Below are 22,620 nucleotides of genomic sequence, written 5' to 3' on the forward strand. Positions count from 1 at the left end.
ATCTGTAAAGTAAGGAGGGAAACTCAGTGCCAATTAAAAAGTATAAACCGACGTCCCCGGCCAGACGTGCAATGTCTGTATCTACTTTCGAGGAGATCACAACAAATCAGCCCGAGAAATCGTTGCTGGCACCTCTGAGCAAGCAAGCTGGACGTAATAACCAAGGTAAAATTACAGTTCGTCATCATGGCGGCGGACATAAACGTAAATACCGTATTATTGACTTCAAACGTAACAAAGATGGAATACCGGGCCGCGTTGCTACGATCGAATATGATCCAAACCGTACGTCCAACATCGCACTTATCCACTATGTGGATGGTGAAAAACGTTACATCATCGCTCCTAAAGGTCTGAAAGTAGGAGATGTAGTGGTATCCGGTCCGGACTCCGATATTAAAATCGGTAACTCCTTGCCATTGGAAAACATTCCAGTAGGTACGGTTATCCACAATATCGAATTGAAACCGGGTAAAGGTGGCCAACTTGTTCGTGCTGCTGGTACGGAAGCCCAACTTCTTGGTAAAGAAGAGAAGTATGTTACAATTCGTTTGACTTCTGGTGAAGTGCGTCGCATTCTGAAAGTTTGCCGTGCTACAATCGGATCTGTAGGTAACGAAGACCACGAGCTTGTTAAGATCGGTAAAGCTGGTCGTAGTCGTTGGTTGGGACAACGTCCTGAAGTTCGCGGTGTTGTTATGAACCCTAACGATCACCCACACGGTGGTGGTGAAGGTCGCGCTCCAATCGGACGTAAATCTCCAATGTCTCCATGGGGTAAACCAACCCTTGGTTACAAGACACGTAAAAAAGGCAAAGCATCTGATAAGTACATCGTTCGTCGTCGTACTAAGTAATAAAACGTGCGCTTAAGTCGCACGTTAACATATTAAAGAACGACTACGTTTTAACGAAGGGAGGATTCACAAATGGGTCGCAGTCTCAAAAAAGGACCATTTATTGATGGTTACCTGTTGAAAAAAGTAGAGGTTTTGAACGAGTCTGACAAAAAAGTCGTGATCAAAACTTGGTCCCGTCGCTCTACAATTTTCCCGCAATTTATCGGACACACGTTTGGTGTATATGATGGTCGTAAACACGTGCCTGTATACGTAACGGAAGATATGGTTGGACACAAATTGGGCGAATTCGCTCCAACGCGTACGTACAAAGGCCATACGGATGACGATAAGAAAACAAGAAGATAATCAACACAGCGTAGTGTTTGAGAGGAGGTAACTCAATGGAAGCAAAAGCACATGCTAAATCCGTGCGGATTTCCGCTCGCAAAGTGAAACTTGTTATCGATTTGATTCGTGGCAAGCAGGTAGGTGAGGCGATTGCAATTCTTCGTCACACTCCGAAATCCGCTTCTCCAGTCGTTGAGAAATTGCTGAATTCTGCTATCGCAAATGCAGATCACAACTACTCCATGGACGTAAATAAATTGGTAGTGTCTGAGGTTTTTGTAAACCAAGGTCCTACAATGAAACGGTTCCGCCCGCGTGCAATGGGTCGTGCAAGCCGCATCAATAAACGCACCAGTCATATTACTCTGGTGGTATCTGAAAAATAAGGAGGGAAAACGTGTGGGCCAAAAGGTAAATCCCGTCGGACTCCGAATCGGTATTATTCGTGATTGGGAATCCAAATGGTATGCAGGCAAAGATTTCGGTGATCTTTTGCTAGAAGACGTTAAGATTCGTGAGCATCTGAAGAAAAGATTGAAAGACTCCGCTGTATCCCGTGTTGAAATCGAGAGAGCAGCTAACCGTGTCAACGTAACGATTCACACTGCGAAACCAGGTATGGTTATCGGTAAGGGTGGTTCCGAAGTTGAAAATCTGCGTAATGAAATCACTAAAATCGCAGGCGGTAAAAAGGTACACATCAATATTTCTGAAATTAAAAATCCTGAACTGGATGCAATTCTTGTTGCTGAAAGCATTGCACAACAATTGGAACGTCGTGTTTCTTTCCGTCGTGCGTTGAAACAAGCAATTCAAAGAACTATGCGTTCCGGTGCAAAAGGAATTAAAACTCAAGTAGGCGGACGTCTTGGCGGTGCCGAAATCGCTCGTTCCGAAGGATACAGCGAAGGAACTGTTCCACTGCATACGCTTCGTGCTGACATCGACTACGGTACAGCAGAGGCTCATACTACTTATGGCCGTCTTGGCGTAAAAGTATGGATCTATCGTGGAGAGGTTCTTCCTCCAGCTAAGAAACAAGCTCCTCAGGAAGGAGGCAACTAATCATGTTGGTACCTAAACGCGTAAAACATCGTAAACAACAACGTGGTCATATGAAGGGTCGTGCAAAAGGCGGTACTACACTGAATTTCGGTGAGTACGGTTTGCAAGCTACTGAACCAGCATGGATCACTAACCGTCAAATCGAAGCTGCTCGTATTGCGATGACTCGTTACATCAAACGTGGTGGTAAGGTTTGGATTAAAATATTCCCTGACAAACCAATTACTCAAAAGCCTCTTGAGGTTCGTATGGGTAGTGGTAAAGGTAACGTAGAAAAATGGGTTGCAGTAGTGAAACCAGGTAAGATCATGTTTGAACTTGCTGGTGTACCGGAAGAGATTGCTCGTGAAGCAATGCGTCTTGCCGCTCACAAACTGCCAATCAAAACTAAGTTTGTGAAACGTGAAGAATTGGGTGGTGAAGCAAATGAAGGCTAGTGAATTCCGCAACCTTACCACTGCTGAAATCGAACAAAAGATCTCTGGTTTTAAAGAAGAACTTTTCAACCTTCGTTTTCAACTCGCTACCGGTCAGCTTGATAACCCGACTCGGATCGGTGCTGTGCGTAAGGAAATTGCTCGTGCTAAAACTGTGATCCGTGAAAGAGAACTTGGGATTAGCTAAGATATTAGACCGGGTGGAAATTCCGCCTGTAATTAGGAAGGAGGCCAACAATGAGCGAACGTAATGCCCGTAAAGTATTAGTCGGTAAAGTAGTCAGCGACAAAATGGATAAAACGATTGTGATTGCTGTAGAAACTTACAAAAAACATGATCTCTATCATAAACGCATTAAAGTGACTAAAAAATTCAAAGCTCATGATGAAAACAACACTGCACAAATCGGTGATACTGTTAAAATCATGGAAACTCGTCCTTTGTCCAAAGACAAAAACTGGAGACTGGTCGAAATCGTTGAAAAAGCTGTTATAATCTAATGTAGTGTAGTTTTTCCGAAAGGAGGATAAATAAATGATTCAACCATTTACACGTTTGACTGTAGCTGACAATTCCGGCGCGAAGGAACTGATGTGTATCCGTGTGCTCGGTGGTACGGGACGTCGTACAGCTCAAATTGGTGACCTGATCGTTTGTTCCGTAAAACAAGCAACACCAGGCGGCGTTGTCAAAAAGGGTGATGTAGTAAGAGCGGTTGTCGTTCGCACTAAACGTTCTATCCGCCGTAAAGACGGTTCCTACATCGGATTTGATGAGAACGCAGCAGTGGTCGTTAAAGAAGACAAGAGCCCACGCGGTACTCGTATTTTCGGACCAGTTGCTCGCGAACTTCGTGACAAGGACTTCATGAAAATCGTTTCCTTGGCTCCGGAAGTGATCTAAATTCACCTTAAAATGTGCCCGTAGGAGGTGTACGAAATGCCAAAAGTGAAAAAAGTTCTGGAATCCCATAACAACAAGCTGCACGTCAAAAAAGACGACACTGTTCTGGTGATTACAGGTAAAGATAAAGGTAAAAAAGGTCGCGTTATCGCTGCTTACCCTCGTCAAAACCGTGTGCTTGTGGAAGGTGTTAACATGATTAAAAAACACCAAAAGCCTAATCAGCTGAATCCACAAGGCGGCATCATCGAGAAAGAAGCTCCGATTCACGTTTCCAACGTTATGCACATTGATCCGAAGAGCGGAAAAGTAACTCGTGTGGGTTACAAGGTTTTGGACAACGGAAAAAAAGTGCGCATTGCAAAACGTTCAGGCGAAGTGATCGACTAATTATTTTTTTGAAGAAAGGAGGACTATGATTCATGGCAACAACAAGAATGAAAGAACGTTTCTTGAAAGAAATCACTCCTGCTTTGATGCAGAAGTTCAACTATACAACAGTGATGCAAGTGCCTAAAATCGAGAAAGTTGTAATCAACATGGGTGTTGGCGACGCAGTCCAAAACTCCAAAGTGCTTGATTCGGCTCTCAACGACATGCAGCTGATCGCTGGTCAAAAACCAGTTATCACTCGCGCAAAAAAATCTATTGCAGGTTTTAAATTGCGTGAAAACATGCCGATCGGTGTAAAGGTAACACTTCGTGGCGAGCGTATGTATTATTTCTTGGACAAATTGTTCAACATCACACTCCCTCGCGTACGTGACTTCCATGGCGTATCAACAAAAGCTTTCGACGGACGTGGTAACTACACGCTTGGTTTGAAAGAACAGTTGATCTTCCCGGAAATCGAGTACGATCAAGTTGATAAAGTTCGTGGTATGGATATCGTTATCGTAACGACTGCCAAGACTGACGAAGAGTCCCGTGAGCTTCTGACTCAGCTGGGCATGCCTTTCGCGAAATAATGTTGGCATAACGTTTCGGGCGTCTGATTTAAAGACACCCTGTTCTCCGAAACTATTTAGGAGGTGTCAGGCTAAGTGGCAAAAACTTCAATGAAAGTCAAACAACAACGCGCACCAAAGTTTAAAGTTCGTGCTTATACTCGTTGCGAACGTTGTGGTCGTCCACATTCGGTGCTGCAAAAGTTTAAGATCTGCAGAATTTGCTTCCGTGAATTAGCTTATAAAGGCCAGATTCCTGGCGTGAAAAAAGCAAGCTGGTAAAAAGTCCTGTTTGGGAAGGAGGTTTATACACAATGACTATGTCTGATCCAATTGCAGATATGCTTACTCGTATTCGTAACGCGAACACTGTTCGCCACGAAACAGTGGAAATGCCTGCATCTACAATGAAAAAACAAATCGCCGACATCCTGAAACGTGAAGGATTCATTCGTGATGCGGAATTTGTTGAAGATAGCAAACAAGGGATCATCCGTATTTTCTTGAAATACGGTGCGAACAACGAGCGTGTTATCACAGGTTTGAAAAGAATCAGTAAACCAGGTCTTCGCGTTTACACGAAGAGCAATGAGATTCCACGCGTACTGGGTGGACTCGGGATCGCAATCATTTCAACATCCAAAGGTATCATGACCGACAAAGAAGCACGTCAGTCCAAAGCCGGCGGAGAAGTGGTTTGCTACGTTTGGTAATTTAACGTTTAAAAGATAGGAGGTGCAACAGATATGTCCCGTATTGGTCGTAAACCAATCACAGTACCAAGTGGTGTTGACGTGACTTTGAACAACACAGTGATCACAGTTAAAGGTCCTAAAGGAACATTGACTCGTGAGCTTCATAAAGACATGTCCGTTACTGTGGAAAATAATGAAATTAATGTAGTTCGTCCTTCGGACAACAAACTTCACCGCTCTTTGCATGGAACAACCCGCAGCGTTGTCAATAACATGGTAAGTGGTGTAACTGAAGGCTTTTCAAAATCTCTGGAGCTGGTTGGGGTCGGATATCGTGCAAGCAAATCCGGAGATAAAATCGTTCTGAACGTTGGATACTCTCATCCGGTTGAAATTTCACCGGAAGCGGGCATCGAATTCGAAGTTCCTTCGAACACTAAAATCATCGTTCGCGGAATTGATAAAGAGCGCGTAGGTGCCTATGCTGCTAAAATCCGTTCCGTTCGTGAACCTGAACCGTACAAAGGTAAAGGGATTAAATACGAAGGCGAGCGCATCATCCGTAAAGAAGGTAAAGCCGGTAAGAAGAAATAAGTTTCTTACCGACTTTTGTGCGGTCTTTCTACTGGAAAGACTTGTACTTCTTTTTTACCCAGTGCGTCTTAGTATAAAGTTCTAAAAGGCAAACTGAAGGGAGTGAAAACTTGAGATGATTACAAAACAAGATAAAAATAAAGCGCGTGTCAGAAGACATCTGCGTGTACGTAAGAAAATCGAAGGTACGGCTGTACGTCCTCGTTTGAACGTATTCCGCTCTTCCAAGCATATCTATGCACAACTGATTGATGATGTTGCTGGTGTAACATTGGTTTCTGCATCCACTATGGATAAAGAGCTGAGCAGCGAAATCAAAAACGGTGGTAGTGTAGAAGCAGCTCGTAAGGTTGGCGAACTCGTTGCTAAACGTGCGAAAGAAAAAGGCCATGCTAACATCGTATTTGATCGTGGTGGATACTTGTATCATGGACGGATTCAAGCTTTGGCTGATGCAGCTCGCGAAGCAGGCCTTGAATTCTAAGACATTTCTCAAAAGGAGGTTAACGACTTGCGTGTAGATCCGAATACTTTGGAACTGACTGAAAGAGTAGTAAATATTAATCGTGTAGCTAAAGTTGTCAAAGGCGGACGCCGTTTTAGCTTCAGTGCTCTGGTAGTAGTGGGCGACGGCAACGGCTGGGTAGGCGCTGGAATCGGTAAAGCGGGCGAAGTACCTGATGCGATTCGCAAAGGTATTGAAGATGCTAAGAAAAACCTGGTTCACGTTCCACTCGTAGGCACAACAATTCCTCACCTTGTTACAGGTAAGTTCGGTGCTGGCCGGGTTCTGTTGAAACCGGCATCGGAAGGTACTGGGGTTATCGCTGGTGGTCCAGTTCGTGCTGTTCTGGAACTTGCTGGTGTAGGTGATATCTTGACAAAATCTTTGGGTTCTTCGAATTCCATGAATATGGTCAATGCGACTTTGGAAGGTTTGTCCCGCTTGAAACGCGCTGAAGATGTTGCTAAATTGCGCGGCAAATCCATCGAAGAGCTGCTGGGCTAAGGAGGGAATATCATGGCGAAATTAGAAATTACCCTCGTTCGTTCGTTGATCGGCCGTCCTGGTACTCAGAGAACGACTGTTAAAACGCTCGGCTTGCGTAAAATCAATCATAAAGTAGTTCAACCCGACAATGCAGCGATTCGCGGGATGATTAATCAAGTTAGCCATTTGGTTTCTGTTAAAGAAATCGAGGCTTAAGAAATAAAGTATTTTAACAATAATCAAGGAGGTGCAACGAACGATGAAGTTACATGAGCTTTCCCCAGCTCCAGGCTCCCGCAAAGAACGTAAACGTTTGGGTCGTGGTCCTAGTAGCGGTACGGGTAAAACTTCTGGTCGTGGTCATAAGGGTCAAAACGCTCGTTCCGGCGGTGGTGTACGTCCGGGCTTCGAGGGTGGTCAAAACCCACTGTATCGTCGCTTGCCTAAACGCGGTTTCGTAAATCCTACTCGTAAAGAGTATGCGGTTTTGAATATCGAAGATTTGAACAGTTTTGCAGCGGGTACAGAAGTAAGCCCTGAGTTTTTGCTGAACAATGGTATTGTGAAGAACGCGAAATCCGGAATTAAAATTCTGGGTAACGGTGAAATCACTGTGAAATTGACAGTTAAAGCGAACAAGTTCTCTCAATCTGCGGTAGAGAAAATTGAAGCTGCCGGCGGTAAAACCGAGGTGATCTAATGTTCAAGACCCTGAAAAATATATGGCGGGTTGAGGATCTTAGAACCCGAATCCTGTTTACCCTGTTTATACTCTTTGTATATCGTATTGGCTCCTTCGTGCCGGTTCCCGGTGTGAATAAGCAAGTCTTTACTTCTCAGGATCAGGCAGGAAGCGAGTTGTTTGGACTCCTTAACACCTTCTCAGGGGGCGCGTTGTATCAGTTTTCGATCTTCGCCCTCGGGATTATGCCATATATTACAGCGTCCATCATTGTACAGTTGCTGTCAATGGACGTGATTCCGAAACTTGCGGAATGGGCTAAACAAGGAGAGCATGGTAAAAAGAAATTGGCTCAAATTACACGGTATGGTACTGTAATACTGGGCTTAATCCAAGCATTCGGAACGTCGATTGGTTTCAATCGACTGTACGGTGCAGCAATGATTCCAGGTGCTACTTTTGCCGATTATCTGGTTATTGCCATTGTGCTTACAGCAGGGACTACGTTCCTTATGTGGCTCGGTGAGCAAATTACTGAAAAGGGAATCGGTAATGGTATCTCTATTGTAATCTTTGCAGGGATCGCGGCAGGTATTCCAAGACATATTCGGACGATTGTAGAATCTCAGTTTATTCAAGCAGATCAGCTGTTTATGAATATCCTGAAGGCAATTATCATTGCCTTGGTGGTTGTTCTGATTATTGTGGGTGTTATCTACATCCAACAAGGTATTCGGAAAATTCCAGTACAATACGCTAAACGTGTAGTTGGCAACAAGATGTACGGTGGCCAGAATACGCATATTCCGATGAAAATAAATGCGGCAGGCGTTATTCCGGTAATCTTTGCGGTATCATTGCTGCAATTCCCGACAATTATTGCGAGTTTCTGGGCAGATCATGCTTGGGCTAAGTGGATTACCACTTACTTGTATTATGACAAGCCGCTGGGCATGGTTTTGTATGTCGTAATGATTATCGGTTTCACATTCTTCTATACCTTTGTACAGATGAATCCGCAGCAAATGGCCGACAACATGAAGAAAAACGGCGGTTATATCCCGGGTATTCGCCCAGGTAAAGCTACGGAGAAATACTTGACACGAGTAATGTCACGTTTGACAATGACAGGAGCTTTGTTTCTGGCAGTCATATCCGTTTTGCCGGTATTCTTCGGTTCGCTTTCGGGCTTGCCTCGTTCCGTGCAAATTGGCGGTACTTCATTGCTCATCATTATTGGTGTAGCATTGGATACGATGAAGCAAATCGAAAGCCAACTGATCAAACGCCATTACAAAGGCTTCATCAACAAATAGGCAATAGGTACCGGCATAGGATGTTCGCATGCTTACCGGCACCTTTTGTGCTGTTTCTTGTGTAGGGGTCGTCTTGAGGAGTGACAGATTGTGAATATTTTGATCATGGGCCCTCCGGGGGCTGGTAAAGGTACACAAGCAGATGTCATTGTGAAGGAGTTCGGCATTCCTCATATCTCGACAGGTGATGCGTTTCGCCTAGCGATGAAACAGGGAACACCTATTGGCATTAAAGCCAAAGAGTATATTGACAAGGGTGAACTTGTTCCGGATGATGTAACAATCGGTATCGTTGAAGAACGGCTGCAGCAGCCTGATTGCAAGAAAGGTTTCTTGCTGGACGGTTTTCCAAGAACTTTAGCTCAAGCTGAAGCCTTGGATCAAATTTTGGGCCGTTTGAATACGAAGCTGGATGATGTCATCAACCTGAAAGTGGACCGTGACAACTTGTTGGCACGAATCACAGGACGGCGAGTTTGTAAAAGCTGCGGAGCTAGCTATCATATTGTCTTTAATCCTCCTAAGGTTGAAGGCATTTGCGATAAAGACGGTGGTGAACTCTATCAGCGTCCTGACGATAACGAAGATAGCGTAAGAACACGACTTGACGAATATAGTAATAAAACAGCACCACTCCTCACGTTTTATGAGAACCAGAATCTTCTGCGTCATATTGACGGAGAACAGGATATTGATGTGGTTTCCCAAAATATCGTGTCCTTGTTGCGGGGTTAGCTGTAATGATCATTTGCAAGTCGGGGACGGAATCAAGCTTTATGAGGAAAGCTAGGAAAATGAATTCGGCAACGAGTTATTTCTTAGCAGGACACATCGAGCCCGGTATTACGACCGGTGAACTTGATCATTTAGCTGATCGGTATATTCGCAGTCAGGGAGCTGTGCCGTCTTTTAAAGGTTATAACGGTTTTCCTGCTAGCATTTGCGCTTCAGTCAACGAACAACTGGTGCACGGATTTCCCGGCAAACGCAAGTTAAACAAAGGCGATGTCATTACGAAAACTCGCCAGTTTACAATGTCGCATGCCATTCGGCAATATATTGAGAATCCAAACCGTGGTATTCCTGAGCAGGGGCCGAGGCTGAAAACCGGCATTGTGCTGGCTATTGAATCAATGATTCCAATAGGTGCTCGCCTTGTAGGGACGCTGGAAGACAACTGGACGGTCGTTACGATGAACGTAATCTCTTGTACTCATTTTGAGCAAGTGGTGACGGGCGAAGCGGACGGCATGGACATTTTCACGAAACTGAGTGCGTAGGTGATTGGAATGAATCAGCAAGGAAACCTGCAAATCGGTCAGCTGGTGAAGATTCTGAAGGGCAGAGGTGCCGGACAGATTGCGGTTGTCGTTTCAATAGCAGATAGCAGGTTTGTGTATATTGCGGATGGGGATAAACGAAAGTTTGATCAAGCGAAGAAGAAAAATGTTCTTCATTTGGTACCTCAGCCAAAGATTAGTAGCGAGATTGTAAATAGTTTAAACGAAAGCGGTCGGGTGACGAACGGAAAACTGCGGCATGCAGTGAAAACTTTCCTGGAATCGTCCGAATACCAAGCTGAAGAGAAAGGAGACTGACTTTGGCCAAAGAAGATGTCATTGAGGTTGAAGGTACGGTAATCGAGCCACTGCCGAACGCTACGTTCAAGGTAGAGCTGGAGAACGGTCATCAAATTCTTGCTCATGTTTCCGGAAAGCTGCGGATGCACTTTATCCGTATTTTGACAGGCGACAAGGTGGTTGTACAGTTATCGCCTTACGATTTAACCAAAGGCCGTATAACGTACCGCAAGTAATTCATGCAGGTTTTTATTAAACGTACATCATTTAAAAAAACTTGTTTTGCTCGGCAAAACGATGTGAATGTTCACGAAGCGAGTTTTACCAGGGTAAAGCTTGGAGGAGGTAATCAACATGAAGGTAAGACCTTCTGTAAAACCTATTTGCGAGAAATGCAAAGTCATTCGCCGCAAAGGGAATGTAATGGTTATTTGCGAAAATCCGAAACACAAACAAAAACAAGGTTAATAGAAGGGGGTGTAGCGTAAAATGGCTCGTATAGCTGGTGTGGATTTGCCACGTGACAAACGCGTTGAGATCGCCTTGACTTACATTTTCGGAATCGGTAAGACGACTTCTCAGAAAATTTTGAAGGAAACAGGCATCAGTGCAAACACGCGTGTTCGTGATTTGACTGAAGATGAAGTGAGCAAATTACGTGAAACGATCGACAAAGAAGTTAAAGTAGAAGGCGATCTGCGTCGTGAAATTTCCTTGAATATTAAACGTCTGACTGAGATTGGCTGCTACCGTGGTGTTCGTCACCGTCGTGGATTGCCTGTTCGCGGACAACGTACTAAAACTAATGCTCGTACCCGTAAAGGTCCTCGTCGGACTGTAGCGAACAAGAAGAAATAAGAAGGGAGGATAACATTCAATGGCTAAACCGAAAAAAGTTGTACGCACAAAACGCCGTGACCGTAAAAATATCGAGAGTGGCGTGGCACACATCCGTTCCACGTTCAACAACACGATCGTTACGATCACAGACCCACACGGTAACGCAATCTCTTGGGCCAGCTCAGGCGGCATGGGATTCCGTGGTTCCCGTAAATCTACTCCATTCGCAGCGCAAATGGCCGCAGAAACTGCTGCTAAAGCTGCTATGGAACACGGCATGAAGACAGTCGAAGTCATGGTTAAAGGACCTGGTGCAGGTCGCGAAGCAGCAATCCGCTCTTTGCAAGCTGCTGGTCTGGAAGTTAACCTGATCAAAGACGTAACTCCGGTACCTCATAACGGATGCCGTCCTCCAAAACGTCGTCGCGTCTAATGAGATTTCTCCTCTGCGTGTAGTATAGATCCGGCACAAACTGCCAAGAATGGATGTTTAGGTATACTGCATGTTAGACTATGGATAAGGTGAATGTTTCATATAGGAGCGACGTTTTGAAGGAGGGATATTGCAGTGATAGAAATCGAAAAGCCGAAAATTGAGACGGTTGACGTCAATGATGATGGCACCTATGGAAAATTCGTAGTAGAACCGCTGGAACGCGGATACGGTACGACGCTGGGGAACTCGCTTCGCCGTATTCTGTTATCCTCGTTACCGGGGGCAGCAGTCACATCGGTTCAGATCGATGGGGTTCTGCACGAGTTTGCAACGGTTCCCGGTGTGAAGGAAGACGTAACGGAGATCATTCTGAACTTGAAAGCTTTATCGCTTAAAATCCACTCAGATGAAGAGAAAGTACTCGAAATCGATGCGGAAGGCGAAGGAGTTGTAACGGCAGGTGATATCCGTGCGGATAGTGATGTGGAAATTCTTAATCCGGATCTTCACATTGCAACGCTCGGACCGGGTTCGAGACTTCACATGCGTATTTTTGCCAATCGCGGTCGCGGTTACGTTAAGCAGGATCGGAATAAACGTGATGACCAGCCGATCGGCGTCATTCCCGTCGACTCCATCTACACTCCGATTGCACGCGTGAACTACGGCGTAGAAAATACGCGTGTCGGCCAGGTTACGAATTATGACAAGCTGACACTTGAGGTTTGGACAGACGGAACTATTCGTCCTGAAGAAGCTGTGAGCCTTGGAGCCAAAATTTTGACCGAGCATGTGATGCTATTCGTGGGTCTCACGGATGAAGCAAAAGATGCAGAGATTATGGTCGAAAAAGAAGAAGATAAGAAAGAAAAAGTTCTTGAAATGACGATCGAAGAGCTGGATCTCTCCGTCCGTTCCTATAACTGCCTTAAGCGCGCTGGTATCAATACGGTACAAGAACTCACGACTAAATCTGAAGAAGATATGATGAAGGTCCGTAACTTGGGTCGCAAATCTTTGGAAGAAGTACAAGAGAAGCTCGAGGAACTTGGTTTAGGACTTCGTACGGAAGAATAGCACAGCAACGTTTTTGTGAAGGAGGGGAAACTACATGGCATACCAAAAATTGGGCCGTAATTCCAGTGCCCGTAAAGCTTTGTTTCGTGATTTGGTAACCGATCTGTTCTTGTATGAGCGTATCCAAACTACTGAGGCTAAAGCGAAAGAAGTTCGTTCTATTGCTGAAAAACTGATCACCAAAGCGAAAAAAGGAGATCTGCACGCACGTCGTCAAGTGGCTGCGTTCGTTCGCCGTGAAACTTTGGATGGTGAGCAGGATGCAATCCAAAAGCTGTTTAGCGAATTGGCTACACGTTACAATGAGCGTCCAGGTGGATACACTCGTATCTTGAAACTGGGACCTCGTCGTGGCGACGCCGCTCCAATGGTATATCTGGAATTGGTTGACCGCGCGTAAACAGGCGAAGATGAGGGAAGGGTGGACAGAATCGGCTTGATTCTGAACAACCCTTTTTTTCTCTTGGAGGAGTCCTTGAGGGGCTTCTCCTTTGTTATGTTCGGTTATTTCCTGTAAGACCAGAGAATACCCCTGCAAAGGTGTGAGAAGCATGCGGAACTTGTGCATGAAGGTGAACTATGATGGAACCCACTATGATGGCTTTCAGACGCAGCCTAGTGGCAACACCATTCAGGACTGTCTTGAAAATGCTATATACTCATTGACGGGCGAACGTCTTAAAATTACGGGCTCAGGACGTACAGATGCAGGTGTGCATGCATACGGGCAGGTATTCAATTTTCATACTGAATCGCCGATTCCGATACATCGCTGGTGTCTGGCACTTAATGCCTGGCTGCCTCGTGATATCATCGTTACAGATGCGAGAGAGGTGCCACTGTCCTTTCATGCACGCCGCATGGCGAAGCGGAAGACGTATCGGTACAGTATTAATGCGAACCGATTTCCAGACATCTTTCACCGTCGTACACAGGCCCATCATCCAACGAGTCTTGATGTAAGAGCGATGAAAAAGGGATTGGCTCATTTAGTGGGCACCTTTGACTATACTTCGTTCGCATCTCGACGTTCCCAAAAGACGAATCATGTTCGCACTATTTACGAAGCCTATATAACGGTAGACCATTCCTTTTCACGTCCAGGGTCGGACGATCAGGGAATTATTCATACTTATATTACAGGTAGCGGATTTTTGCAGCACATGGTTCGGATTATAATGGGGACTTTGCTGGAAGTGGGAGAAGGCAAAAAATCGCCGGATGATATTCCTTCCATTTTGGAAGCAAAAAACCGTTCAAAGGCTGGCCCTACAGCCGTTGGACACGCTTTAACGCTCTGGAATGTAGAGTACGAAGAAAACATCAAAAAACATTGATTTTTTCCTTGCAGAATTGATGGTTATCCTGTAATATAAAAGTTGTGTTTTCTTAATGGCTTTCCCACAGCCCCAATTAAGATAATCACTTTATAGCAACATCTAATCCATCGATAATGCAGCAACTTAACGAACGAAGATAAATGATGATTTCTGTTAACGAACTTAAGGAGGATACTTTTCATGCGTACTACGTATATGGCGAAGCCAAATGAAGTTGAGCGCAATTGGCACATCATTGATGCCGAAGGCAAAACGCTCGGTCGTCTGGCAAGCGAAGCGGCTGCGTTGATTCGCGGCAAACACAAGCCACAGTTTACACCACATGTGGACACAGGTGATTTTGTTGTTGTAATCAATGCGGAGAAAATCGTATTGACCGGTAAAAAAATGGAGAACAAAAAATACTATCGTCACTCCCTGCACCCAGGTGGTCTGAAAGTAACAGTTGCACAAGATATGGTTAAGAACAAACCTGAACGTATGTTGGAATTGGCTGTTCACGGTATGCTTCCTAAAACTCGTCAAGGCGACAAAATGAAGCTGAGACTTAAAGCTTACAGAGGTACAGAGCATCCACATGCAGCACAAAAACCTGAAGTTTACGAACTTCGCGGATAATTAAAAGGGAGGACAGTTTCATGGCACAAGTACAATACTATGGGACAGGTCGTCGTAAACATTCGGTAGCTCGTGTTCGTCTCGTACCGGGTGAAGGACGCATTGTCATCAATAAGCGTGATATTAATGAATATTTCGGTTTGGAAACTCTCAAACTGATCGTAAAACAACCACTGAATCTGACAGAAACACTTGGTAGCTATGACGTACTCGTTATCGCTCATGGTGGTGGTATCTCTGGTCAAGCAGGCGCAATTCGCCACGGTATTTCCCGTGCGCTGTTGAAAGCAGATCCAGAATTCCGTCCAGCTTTGAAAAAAGCAGGATTCTTGACTCGTGACCCACGTATGAAAGAACGTAAAAAATACGGCCTCAAAGCCGCTCGTCGTGCACCACAGTTCTCGAAACGTTAATATTTCGAATACAGAAGAACCTTTTCCTTATGGAAAGGGTTCTTTTTTATTTAGATCATTTGCTGCACATTAACCACATGTGGATAAATGGATCTAGACTAGAATTTTATGGCTGCATCTGCCCTGCGATACATAAATAAGTGCATATACTATCTGGAATACGTAAGTTATCCACGATGTAACTAAAGTCGGTATAGTTATGCACAAATATAGTTTGCTATTTCAACACAGTTTATCCTTTAATGTTCACAACCTGTGACTAATTAAAAGATCAGGGAACTTTTGCAGAGCAATGTCTAGCTTACTACTGCCCATCTCCTCGGCTTCCGTAATTGCAGCGATGATGATGTGAGTATTTTTAACCATTGAGAATGGGCTAAAATAGGGCTCCAGTTACGTTAAGGGCTATCTGTATGTCGAATGCTTTAATTTCTCAGGGAGGGCCTCTGTGAGCGCTATAGGAGTGTTGAGAGGATTATTATCGATCTGGGTGCCATTTCTTTGTAATATTCCTTAATAGAAGCACGATTAGCATCAGAGCTCCCGATTTAGTAGTGGGATTCTTCGGATGTAAACCTTATAGTCAGAGCTGGTTTACCTTGAGCTGAGCACGACCACGTATGCTTCATCTTTGAATGCAAATGTAAATATGACGAACGAACCCTAATTATATTCCCTTGACCAAATCCAAGGATAATCATGGCTCTAAGGAAGGACGCTTTTATCCTCAGATATTTCTACCTGATCATAATAGCCATAGCTATCCAGGATTACGATGACAGCCGAGTAGTGGGTATATCTTTGTCTCGGGTGGAGTAGAGGAAGCATTTTCGCTAACCTAAAATACTTACGTTCAGGCATACCCTCTGTTATAACTAGTTACTTTTAGTTATTAAGCAATCTAAGGCAATTTTCAAACGTCTGGTATAAGAATATTTTATATATAGCCACTGAACTTGGTTGGATATGCAGGAGAGCGTTTAAGAATGCTGACAGAACAACGTTCCTGCTTCATACGGGATGATAAATGTTTACAGTATGACGATTTTGCTTGGATTGACAATGAATATGAAAGTTTTATACTGTACTTAATCTTATTAGTTTAGTCGGCATTGAAGTATCACTTATTTATGAATCTTCATATGGAGGCGCATTGATAATGAATTTATTGGAGAAAGAAGCGTTGATTAGAGTCAAGGCAAGTGAACTGGAAGAGGCCACGCCTGAAGAAATTATCCAATATGCTGTTCATACATTTCCCAACCTCACCTTTGCTTGTAGCTTCGGAGCAGAAGATGTAGTACTAGTAGATATGCTACAAAGAATTAGCCCTTCTACCGATATTTTTTACTTGGATACCGACTTTCATTTTCAAGAAACTTATGATACGCGTGATCAGATGAAAGCTAGATATAATTTGGATTTTGTTAGAGTCTCTCCCTTAATCACTCCAGAAGAGCAAGCTGCGGAGCATGGAGAGGAGCTGTGGAAATCAAATCCTAATGCATGCTGTGGTATACGCAAGGTTGAGCCGCTGACACGCATTCTTTCTCAATACGATGCATGGATTACCGGTATCCGTCGCGATCAGGCTCCTACACGTGCGAATGCAAAAAAGGTAGAGTATGATGAAAAGTTTGGTCTCGTTAAATTTAACCCCTTGGCAAGCTGGACTTCCGAGGATGTATGGAACTATATTCGCACTCATGATGTATTGTATAATCCATTGCATGACCGTAATTTTCCCAGTATTGGCTGTGAGCAATGCACACGTGAAGTCCTGCCAGGTGAAGATCCACGTGCTGGCCGTTGGTCAGGCAATGAGAAAACGGAGTGTGGGCTCCACCAATAAAAAATGGTATGTAGGTAGCTCTGAGACTTGTTTATGAATAGAAAGGAAGTGCATCATGACTGCAATTCTTCCGCATGGCGGAACGCTCGTTGATAGAAATATAACTGGACCGCAGCAAGAAGCACTGTTGCAGGTTGCAGGTGAATTGTTTCCTATCCCTGTAAACTCATGGACGATTTCTGATTTGGATTTAATTGGAGTAGGTGCCTTTTCTCCATTGACGGGATTTATGAATGAGTCAGATTATCGTTCAGTGGTAACGGATATGCGTCTTGCTGATGGTACAGTCTGGAGTATTCCCATTACTCTTGCAGTAGTAGAAACCATAGCCAGTGAACTGAAACTAGGTCAGCAGGTGGCTTTGGTGGGGGAAACAGATGGTATCATCTATGCTGTACTTGATATTGAAAGTATTTATCAGGTTGACCAGGCAGAGGAAGCCAGATGTGTATTCAAGACGGCTGACCCGGCCCATCCTGGCGTAAATAAATTGTTAGAACGACCTGCTACCTATGTAGGTGGAACGGTGCAAGTGCTGAATCGACCAGAACCCACACAATTTAGCGAATTTTATTACACACCAGCACAGACACGTAGCTATTTTGTTGAAAAGGGCTGGAAGACAGTGGTCGGTTTTCAAACACGAAATCCGGTACACCGAGCACATGAGTACATCCAAAAAAGCGCGATGGAAATTGTGGATGCTTTATTTCTAAATCCGCTCGTTGGAGAGACCAAGTCAGATGACGTTCCAGCAGATGTGCGTATGAAGAGCTATCTGGTGTTGCTGGACAACTATTATCCGGCTGATCGAGCCTTTCTGGGGGTCTTTCCTGCTGCCATGCGATACGCTGGTCCTAGGGAGGCCATTTTCCATGCTATTGTGCGGAAGAACTTCGGCTGCACTCATTTTATTGTCGGAAGAGATCATGCGGGTGTACGGGACTATTACGGTACCTATGAAGCGCAGGAAATTTTCAAGCACTTTACACCTGAAGAGCTGGGGATTACCCCGTTGTTTTTTGAACACAGCTTTTACTGCACCCAATGTGGAAATATGGCCTCAAGTAAAACATGCCCACATCCCAAGGAGCAGCATTTGACGCTCTCTGGCACCAAAGTGAGGGAATTGTTACGCTCCGGGGTTTGTCCGCCACCAGAATTTACACGACCGGAGGTTGCTCAAGTGCTGATTGAAGGTATGAAAGAATATGTTCATGCCTGAGTTGTACTAACTACACGCCTCGTCCCATATAGATTATTAGTATCTGTATAGGACGGAGGCGTTTTGTTATGCAAAAAAACAATCGTAAAAAAGAGGTCACACTGTGGATTCGCTATCGGACGCTGCAAAAAATGCTGTTAGGCTGTTGTCTCGCTGTTCTATTCATCATGCTGACATTGTATGAGATACCTGCTTCGAGAGCGTGGATTCATTGGAGTCTACCGCTTACTGGTAAGGTAATTGCTATAGATGCCGGACACGGAGGGCCTGATGGAGGAGCGGTTAGCAAAGAGGGGGTCATTGAAAAGGATATTAATTTGGCGATCGCTTTTTATTTGCGAGATTATTTGCAGCAAGCAGGGGCAGTTGTCGTCATGACACGTGAGGATGACCGCGATCTGGCGCAGCAAGAAACAAAAGGCTATTCCAGAAGAAAAACGGAGGATTTAAAGCAACGGGTACGTATGATTGAGGAGCAGCAAGCGGACCTCTTTTTAAGTATTCATATGAACAGTATCCCGTCGAGCCGTTGGAGTGGAGCCCAGACCTTTTTCGTACCTAATCATGCAGATAACGAGAATTTGGCATCCTTAATTCAGGAAGAAATCAAGCGCAACCTGGAAAATACGGACAGAGTGGCTAAGACCGTAAACACGGTCTATTTATTAAAGGCACTCAAAATGCCGGCAGCTCTTGTAGAAGTCGGATTTTTGTCCCATCCAGAGGAAGCCAGACGACTCAGTGACGAGAACTATCAGAGACAAGTGGCCGCATCTATATATAAAGGGATTTTGCGTTACAGTGCCGGGGAAAAGGCAACCTCATCAGCACCTGAAGCCAGATAGTGGTATACTGTAAGTGTTTACCACTACGTAAATCAATAAAGCAGAGGTGCTGATTATTCATGCAATCGAGAGAGCAAGTTATAGAGCTACTTCAGCAAGTGCGAGAGCCTCAAACGGGACGCCGTTTGGTTGACCTCCATTTTATTCGGGATGTGGTTGTTAAAGAGGATCGGGTATCATTGACTGCTATTACCCTGGATAGCCAAGAAGAGACTCGAACGGAACTGGATCGGGAAATCCGGCAGACGTTAGAAAAGGCGGGATTAAGTCACGTGCATATTCGTATTCGTGAGGCATCTGAGTCTGAAAAGTCAGCTATACAAAATGGAGAGGATACCGAGGAGGTAGCTGATCCGGTTTTGGCCAAAGGACATGCTGTCGGTATGGAAGAACATGAGCTGCTTAATCCAGCATCTGGCGTACGATTTATTGCCATTGCAAGCGGAAAAGGTGGTGTCGGAAAATCGACAGTAGCTGTGAATTTGGCGGCAGCTCTAGCCAGACAGGGTAAGCGAGTGGGTTTAATTGATGCTGATATCTATGGATTCAGTGTGCCGGATATGCTTGGGGTAGAGGACGTACCTTCTGTCGAAGATGGTATCATTCAGCCAGTGGAACGATTTGGTATCAAAATCATGTCCATGGGCTTCTTTGTGAGAGAAAACAATCCTGTTATTTGGAGAGGTCCCATGCTGGGGAGAATGCTTAGACAGTTTTTTAGTGATGTCGAATGGGGCAAGCTGGACTATATGATACTCGATTTACCACCAGGTACTGGTGATGTAGCGCTTGACGTACATCAAATGATTCCGCAGAGTGAAGAAATCATTGTCACTACTCCGCATGCGACGGCAGCTTTTGTAGCTGCACGTGCAGGGGCAATGGCCCTTCAAACGGATCATAAGGTCATAGGCGTCGTGGAGAATATGTCCTATTATGTGTCCTCCACTGGAGAAAAAGACTATGTTTTTGGACGGGGAGGCGGGGCTATGTTGGCAGAAACACTTCATACGAAACTTTTGGCACAAATTCCGCTGGGTATCCCAGATAATCATCCGTCAGAAGCCGATTTTTCTCCATCCGTATATAAATCGGAGTCGGCGACAGGAGCTATTTATAATAATATAGCCGCCCAAATTACCGGGTTGCACATGGAATCTGAATAATAAAAAAGGCTGGTTGTTGAACCAGCCTTTTTTTTACTGACCTCCTCCTTGACCTCCTTCACCACCACCTTGTTCTCCTTCACCACCATCACCATCTTGCTTTTGATCCCCGGATCCACCTTGCTCTCCGCCTTTTTTCTCAACCTTAGGTTGAAGTTCTTCTTGCACAACAGTTTTGAGTAAATTCATGACCTCAAGCCGAAAAATCGGATTCTGCATAGCATCATGCATGACTGTCATAGATTGTTTGCGATATTCCGGGGTTTTAGTTAAGTCCATATACATCTTGGTCAGTTCTGGCGATTTTAGCATCTCTTCAATTGATTTTTGGTAAGAAGGGTCTTTTATAAGCTGCATATGAAGCTGTTTGCTTTGACTGTTGATGGCTTTGGCAAATTCTCCGGCAAAACGCGGATCAGTCATAATTTTTTCGATTTCTTTTTTATATTCAGGTGAGATCAAAGTATCTTTTACTGCAATTTTCATCTGTTCAGCGGATTGTGTGGACATAAGCATTTTCATTCCCATGCTGCCTCCAGATCCACCTCCTCCACCACTTTGACCGGATTGTCCCTCTTTTTCCCCGGTTAAGGCTTCTTCTACGGCTTTTTTTCCATCATCACTTTTCAGGATATCAACCACCATCGTTTTCATCTCTTTATAACTGTTCTGGGGAGGTGCAGAACCCTGATCCGAGCCGCAGCCGCTCAGTGCAACGCCCAGTACGCATACCATGCTAACAAATCGCAAACGAGTCCAATTCATGGCCGTATTCCTCCTTTATCATGAATGTGGATAGTATGCGGATGATTGGGGAGAAATATGTCGAGTTGCTTTTGGTTTTTAGCTGAGAACGATGTAAAATAACTCCTTAAAGACCCAGAGCTTGATCGCGAACCTCTTTACCTTTTACTGTACCTTGTTGAAGCAGTTCGGATACAGTCACAAATTCATAGCCTTGTGCCCGCAACTTGTCGATAATGATGGGCAACGCTTCATGAGTTTGTTTACAAGAATCACTGGCATGAAGAAGGACGATATCACCGGGATGTGCTTTATTTACAACACGGTCGATTATGACCTGCGTACCAGGGTTTTTCCAGTCCAGGGAGTCAGTATCCCATTGAATGGTTTTGTAGCCTAAAGTGCTGGCAACTTGAAGTACCCTTTTGTCAAAGTCACCATTAGGCATACGGATTAACTTCGGGGATTGTCCAGTCAGCTCGGTTAATGTGGTATGAGCCGTTGAAATCTGCTTACGAATCTCTTCATCGCTTAAGCTGCTATAGTTTTCGTGTTTATGGCCATGACTGCCAATCTCAAATCCGCTTTCTTTAATTTGATTCACGAGTTCTGGGTGTGTTTTGCTCCAAGGGGCAGAAAGAAAAAAGGTGGACTTGGTCACTTTTTTATCTTCGAGAACTTTTAAAATGGGAGCAGTACGCTTATCACCCCAGCTAATGTCGAATGTGAGAGCGATCAGCTTTTTATCCGTAGGCACACTGTAAACGGCAGTTGGCGCTTCCTCGGAAAAAACCGTAACATTATCGGTTTCTACATAAATGACCCCGGCAGTAAAGACGGCCGCTGCCATTACGATCAAGAATCGTTTAATTTTTTTGCCGTTCAATACATAGAAAAAAGAATTCATGGTTAATGCCCCTTTCATCCTAGAAGTGCTTGTTTACTTAAAGCTATGCCAGGGGTTGTCAATTATTCCATTGGACTAGTAGGAGGAATCAACAAATGGGACTAAGAGCATTTTTTTATGATTTACGCACGACAAGACGGCTAATTTTGATCGCTGCACTTTTTTTCTGCGCAAGTATTGTAGTGGGATGGCTAAGTACAGGTGTTATTCAGTCTATGTTGGCACGACAAATGGAGGGACTGGGGGGAGTGGCACAACGATTGCAGAACTCTGAGCATCCACAATGGAGTTTTTTTGTGTTTATCTTTTTCAACAATGCAATCAAATGCGTGCTAGTAATATATACCGGAGCTCTTTTTGGAATCGTACCGTTTATATTTTTGATTGTGAACGGAATGGTTTTAGGTTTTGTAGTACACCTGCAGACAGATATGGGAAGAAGTATGTATGAAATTGTCGTAAAAGGATTATTGCCTCATGGTGTAATTGAATTGCCTGTTTTGATTATCGCCTGTGCCTTCGGTTTGAAGTTTGGGGTCAATATAATATCTACCCTAGGTACAAGCATAGGACTAAAACGCAAAGGTACTGGCCCATCGTGGGAGGTTTTTTTGAAACAAACGTTGACCGTGTCAATATGGTCTGTCATCTTTCTATTTATAGCAGCTGCGATTGAGAGCGGCATAACTTATCGTTTATTGTCGCATTAAAATAATATGGCCAATTATTTATATATTTCCCGAAAATTGAACATAA

At 44.4% G+C, this 22,620-nt stretch carries 37 protein-coding genes; 35 read left to right on the top strand and 2 right to left on the bottom strand.

Going from position 1 to position 22,620, the window contains the following annotated elements; genetic code table 11:
• Positions 1-26: 26 nt before the first annotated feature.
• From rplB to G7035_RS11700, 34 genes are all read left to right on the top strand, one after another.
• On the top strand, positions 27-857 hold the full coding sequence (rplB, locus tag G7035_RS11535; protein WP_016818651.1) for a 50S ribosomal protein L2: 831 nt from the start codon (positions 27-29) through the stop codon (positions 855-857).
• 72 nt (positions 858-929) lie between these two features.
• Positions 930-1,208, top strand: coding sequence for a 30S ribosomal protein S19 (gene rpsS / locus G7035_RS11540; RefSeq protein ID WP_007432579.1), 279 nt, complete (start codon positions 930-932; stop codon positions 1,206-1,208).
• A gap of 35 nt (positions 1,209-1,243) precedes the next feature.
• Positions 1,244-1,576 (top strand): 50S ribosomal protein L22, encoded by a 333-nt coding sequence (gene rplV / locus G7035_RS11545; RefSeq protein ID WP_007432578.1) that lies wholly within the window; start codon positions 1,244-1,246, stop codon positions 1,574-1,576.
• 13 nt (positions 1,577-1,589) lie between these two features.
• Positions 1,590-2,255, top strand: a complete 666-nt coding sequence (gene rpsC / locus G7035_RS11550) for a 30S ribosomal protein S3 (protein WP_007432577.1) — start codon at positions 1,590-1,592, stop codon at positions 2,253-2,255.
• A gap of 2 nt (positions 2,256-2,257) precedes the next feature.
• On the top strand, positions 2,258-2,692 hold the full coding sequence (gene rplP, locus G7035_RS11555; protein ID WP_007432576.1) for a 50S ribosomal protein L16: 435 nt from the start codon (positions 2,258-2,260) through the stop codon (positions 2,690-2,692).
• Positions 2,682-2,879: a 50S ribosomal protein L29 gene (rpmC, locus tag G7035_RS11560; protein ID WP_007432575.1), complete on the top strand. Its 198-nt coding sequence runs from the start codon at positions 2,682-2,684 to the stop codon at positions 2,877-2,879. Before rplP ends, rpmC begins: the two co-directional genes overlap by 11 nt.
• Before the next feature lie 50 nt (positions 2,880-2,929).
• On the top strand, positions 2,930-3,193 hold the full coding sequence (rpsQ, locus tag G7035_RS11565; protein ID WP_007432574.1) for a 30S ribosomal protein S17: 264 nt from the start codon (positions 2,930-2,932) through the stop codon (positions 3,191-3,193).
• Between the two features lie 34 nt (positions 3,194-3,227).
• Positions 3,228-3,596, top strand: coding sequence for a 50S ribosomal protein L14 (rplN, locus tag G7035_RS11570; protein ID WP_007432573.1), 369 nt, complete (start codon positions 3,228-3,230; stop codon positions 3,594-3,596).
• A 36-nt stretch (positions 3,597-3,632) separates the two neighbouring features.
• Entirely contained in the window at positions 3,633-3,986 is a 354-nt protein-coding gene (gene rplX, locus G7035_RS11575) for a 50S ribosomal protein L24 (RefSeq protein ID WP_013312155.1), read from the top strand.
• A gap of 32 nt (positions 3,987-4,018) precedes the next feature.
• Positions 4,019-4,564 carry a 50S ribosomal protein L5 gene (gene rplE / locus G7035_RS11580; protein ID WP_007432571.1) on the top strand — a complete coding sequence of 182 codons (546 nt, stop codon included), beginning with the start codon at positions 4,019-4,021 and terminating at the stop codon, positions 4,562-4,564.
• Positions 4,565-4,639: 75 nt separating this feature from the next.
• Positions 4,640-4,825, top strand: coding sequence for a type Z 30S ribosomal protein S14 (locus G7035_RS11585; protein WP_010348808.1), 186 nt, complete (start codon positions 4,640-4,642; stop codon positions 4,823-4,825).
• A 32-nt stretch (positions 4,826-4,857) separates the two neighbouring features.
• The gene (gene rpsH / locus G7035_RS11590; RefSeq protein ID WP_007432570.1) at positions 4,858-5,256 is read left to right on the top strand and encodes a 30S ribosomal protein S8; all 399 of its coding nucleotides are present in this window, start codon (positions 4,858-4,860) and stop codon (positions 5,254-5,256) included.
• Positions 5,257-5,289: 33 nt separating this feature from the next.
• Positions 5,290-5,832, top strand: coding sequence for a 50S ribosomal protein L6 (rplF, locus tag G7035_RS11595; RefSeq protein ID WP_013373263.1), 543 nt, complete (start codon positions 5,290-5,292; stop codon positions 5,830-5,832).
• 115 nt (positions 5,833-5,947) lie between these two features.
• On the top strand, positions 5,948-6,316 hold the full coding sequence (gene rplR, locus G7035_RS11600) for a 50S ribosomal protein L18 (protein ID WP_007432568.1): 369 nt from the start codon (positions 5,948-5,950) through the stop codon (positions 6,314-6,316).
• A 27-nt stretch (positions 6,317-6,343) separates the two neighbouring features.
• On the top strand, positions 6,344-6,841 hold the full coding sequence (rpsE, locus tag G7035_RS11605) for a 30S ribosomal protein S5 (RefSeq protein ID WP_013373261.1): 498 nt from the start codon (positions 6,344-6,346) through the stop codon (positions 6,839-6,841).
• Positions 6,842-6,853: 12 nt separating this feature from the next.
• On the top strand, positions 6,854-7,039 hold the full coding sequence (rpmD, locus tag G7035_RS11610) for a 50S ribosomal protein L30 (RefSeq protein WP_013373260.1): 186 nt from the start codon (positions 6,854-6,856) through the stop codon (positions 7,037-7,039).
• A 43-nt stretch (positions 7,040-7,082) separates the two neighbouring features.
• Entirely contained in the window at positions 7,083-7,523 is a 441-nt protein-coding gene (gene rplO, locus G7035_RS11615; protein WP_013312149.1) for a 50S ribosomal protein L15, read from the top strand.
• Positions 7,523-8,821 (top strand): preprotein translocase subunit SecY, encoded by a 1,299-nt coding sequence (gene secY, locus G7035_RS11620; RefSeq protein WP_013373259.1) that lies wholly within the window; start codon positions 7,523-7,525, stop codon positions 8,819-8,821. The genes rplO and secY overlap by 1 nt, the downstream gene beginning before the upstream one ends.
• 90 nt (positions 8,822-8,911) lie before the next feature.
• The gene (locus G7035_RS11625; protein ID WP_013373258.1) at positions 8,912-9,556 is read left to right on the top strand and encodes an adenylate kinase; all 645 of its coding nucleotides are present in this window, start codon (positions 8,912-8,914) and stop codon (positions 9,554-9,556) included.
• A 5-nt stretch (positions 9,557-9,561) separates the two neighbouring features.
• Positions 9,562-10,101: a M24 family metallopeptidase gene (locus G7035_RS11630; RefSeq protein WP_039269202.1), complete on the top strand. Its 540-nt coding sequence runs from the start codon at positions 9,562-9,564 to the stop codon at positions 10,099-10,101.
• A 9-nt stretch (positions 10,102-10,110) separates the two neighbouring features.
• Entirely contained in the window at positions 10,111-10,419 is a 309-nt protein-coding gene (locus tag G7035_RS11635) for a KOW domain-containing RNA-binding protein (protein ID WP_019688714.1), read from the top strand.
• A 2-nt stretch (positions 10,420-10,421) separates the two neighbouring features.
• Entirely contained in the window at positions 10,422-10,637 is a 216-nt protein-coding gene (gene infA, locus G7035_RS11640; protein WP_006212898.1) for a translation initiation factor IF-1, read from the top strand.
• 118 nt (positions 10,638-10,755) lie between these two features.
• Complete coding sequence (gene rpmJ, locus G7035_RS11645; protein ID WP_003333770.1) at positions 10,756-10,869, top strand: 50S ribosomal protein L36; 114 nt, start codon at positions 10,756-10,758, stop codon at positions 10,867-10,869.
• Between the two features lie 21 nt (positions 10,870-10,890).
• Positions 10,891-11,259 (top strand): 30S ribosomal protein S13, encoded by a 369-nt coding sequence (rpsM, locus tag G7035_RS11650; RefSeq protein ID WP_007432560.1) that lies wholly within the window; start codon positions 10,891-10,893, stop codon positions 11,257-11,259.
• A 19-nt stretch (positions 11,260-11,278) separates the two neighbouring features.
• Positions 11,279-11,674, top strand: a complete 396-nt coding sequence (gene rpsK, locus G7035_RS11655) for a 30S ribosomal protein S11 (protein ID WP_007432559.1) — start codon at positions 11,279-11,281, stop codon at positions 11,672-11,674.
• A gap of 135 nt (positions 11,675-11,809) precedes the next feature.
• Positions 11,810-12,754, top strand: coding sequence for a DNA-directed RNA polymerase subunit alpha (locus G7035_RS11660; protein ID WP_013373254.1), 945 nt, complete (start codon positions 11,810-11,812; stop codon positions 12,752-12,754).
• 34 nt (positions 12,755-12,788) lie between these two features.
• Positions 12,789-13,154 (top strand): 50S ribosomal protein L17, encoded by a 366-nt coding sequence (rplQ, locus tag G7035_RS11665; protein ID WP_013373253.1) that lies wholly within the window; start codon positions 12,789-12,791, stop codon positions 13,152-13,154.
• 151 nt (positions 13,155-13,305) lie between these two features.
• Positions 13,306-14,091 (top strand): tRNA pseudouridine(38-40) synthase TruA, encoded by a 786-nt coding sequence (gene truA, locus G7035_RS11670; RefSeq protein WP_019688713.1) that lies wholly within the window; start codon positions 13,306-13,308, stop codon positions 14,089-14,091.
• A gap of 183 nt (positions 14,092-14,274) precedes the next feature.
• On the top strand, positions 14,275-14,712 hold the full coding sequence (gene rplM, locus G7035_RS11675; protein ID WP_013373251.1) for a 50S ribosomal protein L13: 438 nt from the start codon (positions 14,275-14,277) through the stop codon (positions 14,710-14,712).
• 20 nt (positions 14,713-14,732) lie between these two features.
• Positions 14,733-15,125, top strand: coding sequence for a 30S ribosomal protein S9 (gene rpsI / locus G7035_RS11680; protein WP_013373250.1), 393 nt, complete (start codon positions 14,733-14,735; stop codon positions 15,123-15,125).
• 1,159 nt (positions 15,126-16,284) lie between these two features.
• Positions 16,285-16,977 (top strand): phosphoadenylyl-sulfate reductase, encoded by a 693-nt coding sequence (locus G7035_RS11685; RefSeq protein WP_019688711.1) that lies wholly within the window; start codon positions 16,285-16,287, stop codon positions 16,975-16,977.
• 55 nt (positions 16,978-17,032) lie between these two features.
• Complete coding sequence (gene sat / locus G7035_RS11690; protein WP_019688710.1) at positions 17,033-18,202, top strand: sulfate adenylyltransferase; 1,170 nt, start codon at positions 17,033-17,035, stop codon at positions 18,200-18,202.
• A 68-nt stretch (positions 18,203-18,270) separates the two neighbouring features.
• Positions 18,271-19,047: an N-acetylmuramoyl-L-alanine amidase CwlD gene (gene cwlD, locus G7035_RS11695; protein ID WP_019688709.1), complete on the top strand. Its 777-nt coding sequence runs from the start codon at positions 18,271-18,273 to the stop codon at positions 19,045-19,047.
• Positions 19,048-19,106: 59 nt separating this feature from the next.
• The gene (locus G7035_RS11700) at positions 19,107-20,213 is read left to right on the top strand and encodes an Mrp/NBP35 family ATP-binding protein (RefSeq protein WP_019688708.1); all 1,107 of its coding nucleotides are present in this window, start codon (positions 19,107-19,109) and stop codon (positions 20,211-20,213) included.
• A gap of 33 nt (positions 20,214-20,246) precedes the next feature.
• Here G7035_RS11700 and gerD read toward each other — a convergent pair whose 3' ends face one another.
• Together gerD and pdaB are read right to left on the bottom strand one after the other, a co-directional pair.
• Positions 20,247-20,978 carry a spore germination lipoprotein GerD gene (gene gerD / locus G7035_RS11705; protein ID WP_019688707.1) on the bottom strand — a complete coding sequence of 244 codons (732 nt, stop codon included), beginning with the start codon at positions 20,976-20,978 and terminating at the stop codon, positions 20,247-20,249.
• A gap of 106 nt (positions 20,979-21,084) precedes the next feature.
• On the bottom strand, positions 21,085-21,864 hold the full coding sequence (pdaB, locus tag G7035_RS11710; RefSeq protein WP_016818661.1) for a polysaccharide deacetylase family sporulation protein PdaB: 780 nt from the start codon (positions 21,862-21,864) through the stop codon (positions 21,085-21,087).
• Positions 21,865-21,959: 95 nt separating this feature from the next.
• On the opposite strand from pdaB, the gene G7035_RS11715 reads away from it, so the two are divergent.
• Positions 21,960-22,574 carry a stage II sporulation protein M gene (locus G7035_RS11715; protein ID WP_019688706.1) on the top strand — a complete coding sequence of 205 codons (615 nt, stop codon included), beginning with the start codon at positions 21,960-21,962 and terminating at the stop codon, positions 22,572-22,574.
• Positions 22,575-22,620: the final 46 nt, after the last annotated feature.

The organism is Paenibacillus polymyxa (genome assembly GCF_015710975.1).
Lineage (GTDB): Bacteria > Bacillota > Bacilli > Paenibacillales > Paenibacillaceae > Paenibacillus > Paenibacillus polymyxa.